Below are 13513 nucleotides of genomic sequence, written 5' to 3'. Positions count from 1 at the left end.
TATTCTTAGTCTAGGATAAGTTTCGGATTTTTTGAAATAGCTCAAAAGCTTATTTGGTTTTGAGCCTATCTCTATTAAGCTAAAATACACTGTTCGCAGCGCTTAAGCGTCGCGGTATTGCTGCCATAGCGCCCGTTGAGCAGGCTTAAGAAACGTCCAAGCTAGCACTCGGGTAATTTTATTACCTTGATGCATCTCAATCTCTTTCACCTCTATCGCTTGCGCTTTTGCCAATAAGCTTTTTGCAGGTTTGAGGTTTTCTTTTTTAGACACTAACGTGGTAAACCACAGACATTGAGTGGCAAAATCACGACTCTCATTAATCATCATTTGCAAGAACTGCTGCTCACCACCATCACACCATAGCTCAGCTTTTTGACCACCAAAATTAAGTACCGAAGTCGAGCTATTCGATGTTGTTTTAGCCCCTTGCTTGGCGGTTCCCTTTGCCGCTTGGTTAGCCGCTAGATTTTGCAATTTACGCGACGTGCCTGCACTTGCTTCTGCAAGTGACGCATGAAACGGTGGGTTACACAGGGTAATATCAAAGCGCTCATTCGCCCCAATGATGCCAGCAAAAACCTGCTTAGGGTTAGCTTGTAACCTCGCACTAAACTTATTAGTAATCGTTGGGTTAGCCGCAAAAATACGCTGCGCGTTGCTAATTGATAACGGGTCAACGTCGCTCCCGACAAAGTCCCAGCCATAAGACTGAATGCCCAGTAGTGGATAGATAACATTGGCCCCAGTGCCAATGTCTAACGCACGAATTTTAGCCCCTTTGGCTAGCTGTTTTTTACCTGCTGTATTCACTGCCAAAAGATCAGCCACATAGTGAATATAATCGGCGCGACCAGGAATTGGCGGGCACAAGAACCCCGGTGGAATATCCCAATGCTCCACGCCATAATGCAGCTTTAATAGCGCTGCGTTCAACATTTTTACCGCTTGTGGTTCGGCAAAGTCTATCGATAAATTGCCATAAGGGTTTGGTCTAACAAATGAGGTTAACTTTGGAAATGCGGCAATCAATGCCGTAAAGTCATAGCCATTATTATGCAGATTTCTTGGGTGTAAGCTTTTACTCGGCAGCACTTTAGTTGGCTGGTTTTGCACATGAGATTGGCCGGCAGCTTTTGCCTGTCCTTTAGCTAAAGGCTGCTTAGCCTTTAGGCCAGCTTTCGCGGCGAATGGACGTTTAGGTGCAGAAGCGCTACTCGACTTCTTGGCTGGAGTTTTGGATTTATGAGTCATGATTTAATGCATCAGCACCTAAAGCAAGCAAATACCCATGTATCTGCATTGAATTTAATCGTATAAGTATTTAGTAAACAATAAGTTGACTACTAGAGGCTTTCCCGTTTCCTGCTCTAAAAGCTGGTTCACTTTTTCATAGCATTGACGACGGATCTCTTCTTTACCTGTTAAGGATTTCACTTTGTCTTCGGTTTGGTTTCCCAAAATTTCGACAATCGCCGCTCTTAATAACGGATCGTGTCTTTCCAAACTCACTAGCTGTTCCGGGCTTTTTACCATCAGCTCAACGCTGAGTCGGACATAACCAAGCTTTTTTCTATTAGAGATATAGTTAGTAACGATTTCAGGTTCAAAACCGTAATAAGCGTAGTCTTCCAGCGGCTTGGGGTCTGCAGCAAATGCACTAAAACTACTGCATAACACCACAAGCAACACGGCTAATACTTTATTCATCTTCACACATACTCCCTAGTCGATATTGATGAGATTTACTCTCATTCCATGTTCTTGCGTACCAAGCTAACCACTCTGAGTCGACAACCTCTACCTGCAACGGCATTGACATGCTAGACTGCTTCGGTTTGCTGTATTGTACCGAGAATTTGATGACTGTGACTAGGTTAAGCTTCCCCTATGGTGAATCAATCCAATGGTTTTCGCCACAACAAATCACCAATTTACCTGCACCACCTTTTAAGGACTGGCTGTTAAGCACTTGTAGCTTAACTAAAAAATTAAAAAAACACTGCACACATTTCGAAGTCAAAATTCTTGGGGAAGACACGGTATCTCCGCCACCTGAAGAGTCACTTTGTAGTACCAACATGTGGGTTAGAGAGGTTCTACTCATTTTAGATGGTACACCATGGATCTTCGCTAGGACCCTAATTCCCGGACGCCTACTAGAGAAGAAGCAACAAGACTTTTTAGGGCTAGGTAATAGACCTCTAGGCGAGCTGCTATATTCAGCCGATGAATTTACTCCGGGTAGAATTGAAGTGGCCCATTTTGAAGCTTGCAGCAAAATTGCCAAGCTAGCAGAATCACTGCAACAAGACGTAAGCGAAGAGTTATGGGGACGTCGTCGCTATTTCCAATATGAGACCGAGCAATTGGTGGTTAGTGAAGTTTTTTTACCCGCCGCTCAGAAAGCCATTGCTAAGCTTTAGCCTGTAATAAAAAAACGCCCTAACAAGGGCGCTTTTGTCGTCAGCCAATTGTGTAAACTAATGCCGACGACGATATATACCAAACAAACCAAGCGTCATCAGCGACACCCAGCCTAAACTTCCCCCTCCAGATGAACCACCAGCGTCAGCGATAACGGCTGCCACCACAGTCACAGAGGCTGTTTGAGCAGCTGTTTGCCCCATGCTATCGGTAACGGTCAGTGTCACACTGTAAATGCCTGCTGAACCATAGGTATAGCTCGGAGACTCTGCAGAGCTAGTATTACCATCGCCAAAATCCCAGCGATAACTTAATGCCCCATTGCCGCCTGTCGATTGATTGATGAAGTTCACTAATAAGTTAGACGTGGTTTGAGTAAAGCCCACCTCTAGCGCCGATCCCACAACAAGGTTAGTGTTATTGGTAAAACTTGAGCCATTTCCATCTGTCACAGTCAACGAGACCAAGTAATTCCCATCGGTACTATAGGTGTAACTTGGAGCAATCTGACTGCTAGTGCCGTCTGTAGTACCAAAATCCCAAGCATAAGTGTAATTACCATCACCACCTGTCACATTCGCCGAAAAGCTGGCTTCTCGGCCTTGTAAACTATAACTAATAGTTGCACTTAGCTCCTGTGAGTCAGGGAGTGTCTGGCTGGCATATCTAAACTGCACCATCGCATTGCTGCTATTGCTAGCCTGAGTCATAACCTCAATGGTTAAACCAACTTCAGGCAAAATAGTGCCTGACTCCTTTTGCAATGGCGCACTGTAATCATTGGTATCATCAAATAGCTTAGCCGCACTTAAGTGCTCATCATTAGCATAGCTCGACTGGTTAAACAGACTAAAAGCCGCATCTCTCACTTGAGTACTAGAATCATTACTGCCGATTAAGTTTTGATCGGCATCGATTACGCTAATCAAGCTATATCCAGGATGACTATTCACTTCATTGTTGCTGTACTCTTGGTTTTCAAACCAGATCACAACGCCAGGATCATAAGATTTAGACTTTAGGCCTTTATCAATGCCTTGCTGGCTACGCAATTGCACAATGTAACGTCGATCTTTACCAGGACGTTTACTGCCAACTCGCACAAACCCCGCATAGGCAATATCCGTCTCTAGCTCTGCCCCATCAAACAATACCGTTTCGGTATTATCAAGCATAATGCCAATGTCATCGATCACTATGCCGTAATCACCTACAGCCGGGTCGGTAACATAACGAATCGAAATACGGACATTGCGGCCAGCATAAGGGCTCAAATCGAATTGAAGGTTAACCCAAGCATCAGCACCTTCGGATCCCGCCAAGTCACTCGACTTACCAGTAATGATGTTACGTTCATTGTTTATTAAGTTACTCGCTTTAGTGTAATCACCCATAATCGCGACGCCATCAACCATTATCTGAGCATAATCATAATCTTGCTCAATACTCCAATGCGCCTGCATCGTTAACGTAAGCGGTGTTGCCATCGGTAATTCCACATCGAACGACATGGCATGATTAATCATATCACCTTGATCTGAGTAGTACTGATTAACCCCTGTATACGGCTCTTTAAAGTCGACATCCACAGGCGGAATGGGGATCGAGATTTGGTTAACTTGCTCATGGTTTACGGCTTCAGCAAGGTTAATATCTATTCCTGAAGCCGAAATTGAATCAAGCGGTACACTTTGCTCTGTCACCCAGTTACCGCCATAAATACTTTGCAAGTATGTACGCGCATAAGGACTAAAGCCGGTAGGTAAAGAGCCCGCAAGTTCACCAGCCCAACTTCCTCCGGCCATTAGCGACCAAAAACCAACTGGAGCACCTTTACCTAATTGAGTGGTGTCGTATTCATCTGGCAGGCCTAAATCATGACCAAACTCATGTACGCAAACGCCCAGCGCAGCATCAATCGGTTGAATAGTGTAGCCGGATAAATTAATTCCAGCTCCGGGTATCGCGTAACGTCCACCATCAACAAACGATCTATGGGACCAAATTGCATCCGCCCCCAAGAAACCACCACCCGCCTCTTCACCAATGCTCGAATGGAAAATCATCACATGGTCGATAATGCCATCGGCTTCATTTGTTACACCGTTATTGTTTAAGTCAAAAGGATCTTCGATATCATAGCGAGCTAATTCAGCATCACTCATACCAGCAACCGCAGCAGTAACAGCTTCTTTGACTAAATCAGACACCGCGATGTCGTTATCATTGTCGTCGGGATCATTAGCGCCATAAACGGCCGCATTGTTAGCCGATCGATACCAACCTTTGACGTCACCCGTGAAGAAAAAACTGCCTCCAGATTCAGCCTGATAGTATTGATACCCCGTCATCAAGGTTTGCCCTTGTGGCCCGTCATAGCCATTAGGTGAAAATAGTAATGAACGGTAATGTTCCACTGAATAATCGTTATAGAACATCTGGGTATCACCGCTACTCAAGCCGTTGTCGTCATGAGGTAAATCGGGGAAATCAATAAGCACTGTGAGCACTTTAACGGTTTTCTGACTAATACTTTTTACCTGAGAAGCCGACAGACTAGCCTGCTTAGCACTGCGTTTAACCTTTTCTAATCGCTTTGTTTGCAGCTTTGCCTGCATAAGCGGGATTTTTTTCGCCCCATAGGCTCTTTTAGTAAATGCCGTTATCGCCTGCTGCTTTTCAGCTTCAGATGCATTAGCCGATAGCTCTCCACGCTTAACCAACCAATATAACACCTGCTCTTTATTGATAATGTTGGCATCGGCACTTGTCCCTGAAGCCACGGGTACTGCTAGAGCGATAGGAGAGAATGAAATTAATGCCGTAAAAAATGCTGCGAACAATTTGGCGTTAAGAAGTTTATTCATACTACTGACTTCCTTTTTTACAATCTTGGAATGCTTTCTGGCGCTTGCGGATATACTCATTGGTGACTAATTCAGCTTCAGCGTCGGTCATCTGCTCTGTGATCAAGCCTCGCTCTTTAAGATTAGCTTTTAATTGACTGGTATCGTGAATAGGTGGTGTTGAACTGCACAAGACGGGCTTGCGAGGTACATCATTATGAGAGTCAGTAACAATAGACTGCTGCTGGATGTCTTGAGAGTGACTATTGCAAGCCGACACAAAAACAACGCTAAGAAAAACAAACACAAAAACCGAAACTTTCATAGACCACCCGACACTGCTGAATCACAAAACAATAACAACAACAGCATCACATTAACAGCGTGGTTAATGTATTTAGGTGGCAAAATCAAATATAGCAGTATAATCCACCGAAATTCATGTAGTTAGCAGCAACACCTTCATAATTGATTATTATTCACATCGGCTAACCATGTCTGATAAATAAGCAGTAGTACTGAGGCGGACCAACTAAAATTGGTGCAATGCAGCCCCTCACCAGTAAGCGGGTTATAATTTTCTCTGATCGGACTTTGGCCTAAGATCCCCTCGCCCTGCAGCACTAATTGCTGGGCTAATGCCTTTGCTTGCTGTTGATATCCGTAACGCTCAATTCCCTCAAGACCAAATAGCGCCTGATCCAACCACACTGGGCCGCGCCAATATTGAGCCGCTGCAAAGTTAGGGCTATCAGCACTCACAGTAGGAAATGGAATTAAGGTACCAAATCGGTCGGCCCCAAGATGCCGCTCAACCATAATCTTGGCCTGGGCGTCACTCGCAGCTCCAGCCCAAAGAGGAAGCCAGCCTTCAACCCCTTTCCCTTGTTCTATCATCAACTCAGTACCTGTTACGGCATAACGAATATCATAGAAAAAACCAGACTCTGGGTCATACATATTCATCTGGATCTGCTTAGCTAACCGAGCTGCCTCTACATCCCATTTCTGCTGTTCACCATTACTTAATACATCAGCCATCTGCTGTAGGAAACGCTTTTCGGCATAAAGATAGGCATTAAGATCAACTGATTCCTGTGATACCGAATAGCCCACTAGCTGACCTGCACTATGGTTTTGCCACACAGCTAATGCACCATCCACATCAAATCGAGGCGCATTATCCATACCCGACTCCCATGCAGCAGCTTCAATAACGGCCTCAACATTAATTGAGCCGTCTTCATTAAGGTGCATCGGATGTAGGTTAGCGCCATACTCGGCTAACCCATTGTCATTATTGTCACGGTTGCGATACCACCAGTCATGATAGGCCACCAATTTAGGGTACATAGTCTTAAGAAAGGCAGCGTCTTTATCTTGTTCATAGATCTGCCACACTGCCCAAGCGGCCAGTGGTGGCTTACCATTACGCTCGTTCCAGTTGCCCCCTTCACCTCCGCGCAGACGATCTTTATTGTAGAAAATGGCATCGGGCAGATTACCTGCATCTTGCGGCCTAACGGCGTCTTGCGCCGTAAATTGATATTCGAACATGGCGAGTACATTAGACTTTGCCAGCTCAGTATCGAAACGAGCTAAGGCAACGGCCTGCTTCCAAGTGTCCCAAGCCCATACACCGTTAAACCACTTGTAGGTTATTGAAGGCGTAATCGCATCGTGTTTTAGTGCCCCCGCTGGACTACGCCAATTGTGCAACAAGGTCAGCATGCTTTTTACGCCCAATTGACGGGCCGCTTTATCACCGCCTTGAATAACGTTATCCATTCGCTGCTGCCACTTAACGCGATTATCAGCCCGCTGAGTGTCGATCAGGGTCCAGTTTGGCTCCTTATGCGCCGAGCGCTCGGCTTGAGTATGAAAATAACGCTGCGCCGATACAAAAACATGTTGTTGCCCAGCCGCTAGGGCTACGGGTTCAGCAATGGCGCGATAGCCCGATTTATCATTGAGATTGATCTTCATATCGCGATCAAACCACAAGTCATACTCAGCATCGGCCAACTGAATTCGCCAGGTTTCCATTACTGGATTAAGCTGCCAGCTTACATGGTTCGATCCCGCCTGCACTTGCTTTATCAAGTGGTAGTCAGGTTGCGAAGAATCGGAAGAAAACGGAGTACCGTGCCACACGAGTTGCCAATCTTGTGACTTATTCGACAAGTTAATTAACTCGGTGCGGATCACTGCGGTGCGGTTGTCGCTATAGCTTAGACTGAGATTGACTTGCAGATCAGACCAAGTAAAAGACTGCACTAGGCCATCAGGCTTACTATAAATTTCAATCTTATTGGCGCTTTCAAACGCAATAAACTCATCTTTATCTAAGTTAATCAGCTGCAAGCGCTGCAAACTATCACTTAAATGCAGGCTGTATTCTTGGGCAATAAACAGGGGGCCAGTAAAACTCGCGTAATAATCTGCATTATCAGGCAAGTGAAAACCATGCCAAGCACCTTGGTCGGTATACACGGAGCCAATAGCTAAATTGCCCTTATTATCACGCTGCTCCATTGAGCTGGGGGTGCCCTGGTAAGGCAACAGATTTTGATAATCGGCAGAATCGAGTGAAGACAGGCTTGCGATACAGAGTAAGAGACAATTCAGCATGAGTTATTGTTATTTTTGAATATTATATCCCAAGTATTACAGGCTAAAATTTGTTCTGCAAGCAAGTTTAACTTTAGTTCAACTAACAGCTTCTACATTAGACTTTAATCTATTTATATCTGCTAATAATTGCTGATGGAATCAGTAAGCAGCAATACCATCAGTCTGTTCATTAGAATAAGTGCTGTAAATATCGATCTTACTTGGCAGTGTGGCTAATATAATTGCCCACACCATCGAGGAACATCTGCACCGAGATCATCACCAGCACCATACCCATTAGACGTTCGACAGCCGTTAGACCTTTCTCACCCAAGACTTTAGTAAAGACTTTATAGAACAACAGAATGATGGCGCTGACGCCCCAAGCCGATAGCAGTGCGATAGTCCAATCGAGCATGCGTTCATTGTCCGTGTGCGCCAGTAAAATCAATGCTGCTAACACAGAAGGGCCAGCCATTAACGGAATCGCCATGGGCACGATAAAAGGCTCTTCACCTGCCGCCAGACCAACCACACCGCCGGGTTGTGGAAAGATCATTCGAATTGCGATCAAAAATAAAATGATACCGCCAGCAATACTCACAGATTCCGTGCGCAGATTCAGAAAGTTAAGGATCGCTTCACCTGCAAACAGAAATAACATCATGATCACCAGCGCAAACAGCAACTCACGGATCAACACACCACGACGCTTTTTAGGTTCAATATGACGTAATATCGACGCAAAAATAGGTAAATTACCTAAAGGGTCCATAATAAGAAATAACATGACTGCCGCAGAGAAAGTATCCATAATTAACTAATTCTATTCGCTGTAAAATATAATATTCTATAGTGTTTAACAGGTAACGTAACAAATGGAAGCGAAATAACACTACAAAAATTTACAATTAACGTGAATTAGTTGCGGCTGAGTTTCAATGTAAATTCAACATTGCACTCTGCTAATTAGCCACAACACTGATATACTGTGGCGTTTTTTTCGTGCTGCCGGTTTAATTTGGAACTCCATGCTGTATCTCTTAGCTAGCTGTATCGCACTTTTATTAGGTCCGCTGTTTTATCGATTTTTTTCGGAAGGCAATGGATTACAAAAAGGCCTAGACGGATTTATATTCGTGTCTCTGGGCGGCTTAGTGCTGATCCATATTCTGCCGGAGCTGTTAGAACATGGCGGGTTTCTTGCCATTGTATTTGTGGTTATCGGCATGTGGGGTCCCACTCTCAGTGAACGCCTATTCCACCGCTATTCAGAAGTGACCCACAACCTCACCTTGATTTTAGGTGTTGGCGGCCTATTGCTGCATACCATCACAGATGGTGGTGCGATGATCTTAGCTCAGCAAGAAGGCAACTCCATCTTGCTGGCGCTCGGAATTATTCTACATAGACTGCCTGTAGGCGTAGCGATCTGGTGGCTACTTAAACCACAAGTGGGTAGCCGTTGGGCCATGATCGTATTAGTCGCCATGATGCTATTAACCTGTGTCGGCTATTTTGCTGGTGAGCAGCTACTATCACAACTAACTCTAGAAAATACCGTTTACTTACAAGCCTTTGTAACCGGATCTATTTTGCATGTGGTGTTGCATCAGCCTCACGGCTCAACAGACACCGACAAGCAAGGAAAATACGAATACCAAGCAGGTATTGGCAGCTTGCTGGGTATCGTTTTGCTGGTGCTACTGCTAATGATGGATTCTGGTGGTCACGAGCATCATAACCATAGCCACTCTACCGAACATCTACTCGACTGGATGCTGACGATAGCACCAGTGTTATTACTGGCTTATGCCGTGGCGAGTCTGCGCTTTCATTTTGGCCTCACGCCTCATGATCAGCAGTTAAGCCGCCTTTGGTTGCAACGATTATTAGGACCTGAGGCCATTATCATTACAGGCCTGCTATTAGGCCCAATGTTTGCGCTATTACAAGCTATCTCAGTACTGGCTATTGGCTGGCAACTGACACGCTGTGATGTTCAGCCGACGGATCCCCACGACCACCTTCCCGATTCAGCGTGGCGCTTTGGCTTCGCACACTTAGTTGATCGCAGTGCGCCATGGATCCTATTAAGTTTAGTGTTGGCAAACCTAATTGGTCACCCAGCAGTGCCATTATCTAGCCCGCTTGTGCAGGTTATTGTGTTGCTATTAGTGTTTTTACCGATGCGTTTCTGTAATTTGGGCGCCGCTGTACTATCTTTGTCGTTAGCCTACAGTGGCTGGACAACGACAGCGGTAATGCTGCCATTAATTGCCGCCCCAATATTTAATTTAGCCCAGCTAAAACTGATGAATTGGACGCAAAAGGCCAGCCTGTTTGCGCTACTCATCACCTTGCTTGGTGCCATTGAGTTACTCCATCCTAAATGGCAAGGCTTGGTGCATCTGCCAGCAACGCTTAACAATATTAGCTTAGTTATAGTGGCCATTTTGTTTGCTAGCAGCTTGCTTCGATTAGGGCCACGTAAATTCTTAAGCCGATTAATGCTACTCAAGCCTAAGTCGCATGACCATGACCACGCTCATAGCCACTCACATGCAAACCCGCATGCACACGAGCACGGCGATAGTCATGCCCATAGTAAGAGCCATAGCGTCAGCCATGAAAAGAAACATAATCACAAACATCACCACTAGGCTTTAGACATTAGACTTTAGGTTCTAAACCTCTAGTCGCTAGCTTTTCTAAGTCATGGGCATTAACCTGTATCCATGACTTAGATTTGAGCTTTGTTTATGTGCATTCTATTTGTAGCCCTGCAAACCCACCCCGAGTTCCCGTTAATTATCTGTGCCAATCGCGATGAATTTCACTATCGCCCAACCGAAGCTGCTCATTTCTGGCCCAGCTCAAATAAGCTGTTAGCAGGTAAAGATCTCGAAGCTGGGGGCACTTGGCTTGGAGTGAATCAACAAGGCAAAATTGCAGGCCTGACTAATATTCGCGCACCTGAACTTAATCAAAACGATATGAAAAGCCGCGGTGAACTCGTGCTAAAAGCCTTAGAGGGTGATGGTATAACTCACGACTGGTTAATCCGCTATAGCCGTTTCTACAATCCATTTAACTTACTGTTCGGTGATGAAAACCAGCTGCAATGTTTCGATAGTCGCAGCCAAATTTTAAGCTCTCTCACTCCCGGTTTTCATTCCATCAGTAATGGCGCACTCGATGATATTTGGCCCAAGATGGCGCGCGGGACTCAAGCGATAGAACATCACATAGGCAATAACACCGCACCCGATATCGATGCCCTATTAAATATAATGACCGACAATACCCAAGCACCCGATACCGAGTTACCCGCAACGGGTGTGAGTTTAGAATGGGAACGCCACCTATCGTCAATCTACATTCAACATGAAGAGTACGGCACGCGATCGACCAGTATTATTTTGAAAGACAAACAGGGCAAGGTACATTTCACCGAAGTGAGGTATGACGGTAAAGGGCGTAACTTAGGTAGGGATGAATTCGTTATAGAGCCAACAAATTAAGCTCGCTCTTTATTTACCTTACATTTGGCTCATCTTACATCTAACTCAAGCAATAGTAAGATGAGCATCTAACACGCTAGCCTTTTGAGCCACGCTCATTTATTACAGCGTGCCCGATCAAAAAGAGTGAACCGATAACCAGCACTGTCGCCGGTAATAGAAACGCCATAAAAACTCCTTTTGCTATAGTGAATGTAGCTTAAGTCTAGTTGATTCAATCCGATGTATGGTCGTGAGTGATCACCCAGCGATCATCAATTTTCTCAACCAACAAACTAAACACACCATTAGGGTTATCTTTAGCTCGCTCTAATGACCAACGACCGACAACAATCGCCGCATAATTGCTGAGCATTTTAATTTCTTTAATCGTAAAAGTAAGCGTTCCTAAGGTCGCCTTGTCTGGGTAATGTTTCTTGTACGCGGCAAGTGTTTCTACCCAGCCGTAGCGAAACTTACCATTGGAAACAAAACGCATTTTTTCGTTATTCCAATATCCTTGCATATAAGCATCTAGGTCACCGCGGTTCCATGCAGCTTGTTGTTCCGCCAATATATTTGCAATATCATCAGTCGGCACCGCGTTAGCGTTAAATGCCAAACACAGCAATAAGACACTGATTGCTTTTTTAAACATTGCCACTCTCCAATTGGGCTTTATTCGGTGTACTATAACCCATCTCTCTGTCTGACGTCTTGCCGCTAATCATAGCTAACGATTGGCTAAAACTGCAGAAAACAACAATACTCATAAAAAGGCCGAAAGGTTTCCATTATATGTTTCAATTATTTTGCAAAGGGCTGCTAAAGCTCATTGGCTGGAAAATTTCCGGCGATCTACCTAAAGATAAACAATTCATTGCAATTGTCGCCCCCCACACCAGCAACTGGGATTTCATCATTGGGGTTATCGCCCGCGGCGCGCTAGGCGCACAAGTCAACTTTTTGGGTAAACACCAACTGTTTATTCCACCTTGGGGCTGGTTCTTCCGTGCCATTGGCGGCACACCAGTGGATCGACGCAAAAGCAATAATCTGGTCGATGCTGTAGTGGAACTATTTAAAAGTAACCCTAAATTCAGTCTAGCCTTGGCACCAGAAGGCACTCGCAGCCCGGTAATTCGCTGGAAAACGGGCTTTTATCATATCGCCAATAAAGCCCAAGTCCCTATTATTACCGTTGGACTCGATTTCGGTAGCAAGACCGTCGTGATTGCCGAAGGTAAAACACCAACGGGTGATATTCAGCTTGATATGAATGAGGTAGTCGACTTCTACCGTTCGATTCAAGGTCGCCACCCTAAGGTCATTCCAGACTATAAGGCCTAATTGCAGGCCAAGCCTGTCATTAGGTCATTACTGACTTTATCCCTGTCTTGATTGCCTAAATAATGTCTGGCGGCTATAGTGCTGCCAGTCATTCCAAATTGTATAAAATCTATGAGCTTTGATACCTGGTTACTCTACCTGTTCGCCATCTTGTTGATTGCAGTGTCTCCCGGCACCATGGCGGTTCTATCAATGGGCCACGGCATTCATTATGGTAAAACTCGCAGCATAGCCACTGCATTTGGCAGCGTAACTTCGGCCTTGATACTTATGATGGCGTCGGCAGCAGGCCTAGGTGCATTGTTAAGCGCAACGGAATATGGCTTTACCCTATTAAAATGGTGTGGCGCGGTATACCTGCTATTTCTTGGGATTAAATTACTGCTCACCAAGGGCGATGGTAAAGGCTTAGAGCTTAAGACAACCCAAGGTAAAGGCACGCCAAAACAACTATTCAAACAAGCCTTTCTAGTGGGGATTAGCAATCCCAAAGATCTACTATTCTTTGCGGCATTGTTCCCACAGTTTATCGATATTACAGCGCCTCAAGGGCCACAACTGGCCATACTCGCAACGACTTGGGCAGTGGTAGATTTCAGCTTTGTGATGATCTACGCCAGCATGGCGAATGTGCTCGCACCAACATTAAAGTCGAGTAATAAACTGCATTGGTTCGACAGAACCAGTGGCGGGGTATTTGTCGCATTAGCGGCGATTCTAGTGACGAGAGAAAACTAACTATCCGCCGTACAATAGCACCAATCGGAACAAAGC

The 13513-nt window shown here is 45.1% G+C and carries 12 protein-coding genes; 5 read left to right on the top strand and 7 right to left on the bottom strand.

Features of this window, described 5'->3' with window-relative positions; genetic code table 11:
- Positions 1-102 precede the first annotated feature (102 nt).
- Together rlmF and ACVBIL_RS07975 are read right to left on the bottom strand one after the other, a co-directional pair.
- Positions 103-1254, bottom strand: a complete 1152-nt coding sequence (gene rlmF, locus ACVBIL_RS07980; protein ID WP_447166447.1) for a 23S rRNA (adenine(1618)-N(6))-methyltransferase RlmF — start codon at positions 1252-1254, stop codon at positions 103-105.
- Between the two features lie 54 nt (positions 1255-1308).
- Entirely contained in the window at positions 1309-1710 is a 402-nt protein-coding gene (locus ACVBIL_RS07975; RefSeq protein WP_447166446.1) for a flagellar basal body-associated protein FliL, read from the bottom strand.
- Between the two features lie 152 nt (positions 1711-1862).
- On the opposite strand from ACVBIL_RS07975, the gene ACVBIL_RS07970 reads away from it, so the two are divergent.
- A complete protein-coding gene (locus tag ACVBIL_RS07970; protein ID WP_447166445.1) occupies positions 1863-2426 on the top strand; it encodes a chorismate--pyruvate lyase family protein in 564 nt (187 codons plus the stop codon).
- Positions 2427-2483: 57 nt separating this feature from the next.
- Here the strand turns inward: ACVBIL_RS07970 and ACVBIL_RS07965 are convergent, their stop codons facing one another.
- The 4 genes from ACVBIL_RS07965 to ACVBIL_RS07950 all read right to left on the bottom strand — a co-directional run bounded on the left by ACVBIL_RS07965 (position 2484) and on the right by ACVBIL_RS07950 (position 8700).
- Positions 2484-5294, bottom strand: coding sequence for an immune inhibitor A domain-containing protein (locus tag ACVBIL_RS07965; protein ID WP_447166444.1), 2811 nt, complete (start codon positions 5292-5294; stop codon positions 2484-2486).
- 1 nt (position 5295) lies between these two features.
- Positions 5296-5598 carry a hypothetical protein gene (locus ACVBIL_RS07960; RefSeq protein ID WP_447166443.1) on the bottom strand — a complete coding sequence of 101 codons (303 nt, stop codon included), beginning with the start codon at positions 5596-5598 and terminating at the stop codon, positions 5296-5298.
- Positions 5599-5735: 137 nt separating this feature from the next.
- Positions 5736-7904 (bottom strand): MGH1-like glycoside hydrolase domain-containing protein, encoded by a 2169-nt coding sequence (locus tag ACVBIL_RS07955; RefSeq protein ID WP_447166442.1) that lies wholly within the window; start codon positions 7902-7904, stop codon positions 5736-5738.
- A gap of 199 nt (positions 7905-8103) precedes the next feature.
- Positions 8104-8700, bottom strand: a complete 597-nt coding sequence (locus tag ACVBIL_RS07950) for a YhgN family NAAT transporter (RefSeq protein WP_447166441.1) — start codon at positions 8698-8700, stop codon at positions 8104-8106.
- A gap of 217 nt (positions 8701-8917) precedes the next feature.
- On the opposite strand from ACVBIL_RS07950, the gene ACVBIL_RS07945 reads away from it, so the two are divergent.
- Positions 8918-10549 (top strand): metal transporter, encoded by a 1632-nt coding sequence (locus tag ACVBIL_RS07945; protein WP_447166440.1) that lies wholly within the window; start codon positions 8918-8920, stop codon positions 10547-10549.
- 99 nt (positions 10550-10648) lie between these two features.
- Complete coding sequence (locus ACVBIL_RS07940) at positions 10649-11410, top strand: NRDE family protein (protein WP_447166439.1); 762 nt, start codon at positions 10649-10651, stop codon at positions 11408-11410.
- A 214-nt stretch (positions 11411-11624) separates the two neighbouring features.
- Here the strand turns inward: ACVBIL_RS07940 and ACVBIL_RS07935 are convergent, their stop codons facing one another.
- Positions 11625-12047, bottom strand: coding sequence for a YybH family protein (locus ACVBIL_RS07935; protein ID WP_447166438.1), 423 nt, complete (start codon positions 12045-12047; stop codon positions 11625-11627).
- Positions 12048-12187: 140 nt separating this feature from the next.
- Between ACVBIL_RS07935 and ACVBIL_RS07930 the strand changes: the two genes are divergently transcribed.
- Positions 12188-12739, top strand: a complete 552-nt coding sequence (locus ACVBIL_RS07930; RefSeq protein WP_447166437.1) for a lysophospholipid acyltransferase family protein — start codon at positions 12188-12190, stop codon at positions 12737-12739.
- Between the two features lie 111 nt (positions 12740-12850).
- A complete protein-coding gene (locus ACVBIL_RS07925; RefSeq protein ID WP_447166436.1) occupies positions 12851-13477 on the top strand; it encodes a LysE family translocator in 627 nt (208 codons plus the stop codon).
- Positions 13478-13513 lie beyond the last annotated feature (36 nt).

The organism is Shewanella sp. 125m-7 (genome assembly GCF_052977045.1).
The sequence above is the reverse complement of the archived record's forward strand: the minus strand, read 5'-3'. Positions and strand labels throughout refer to the sequence as shown.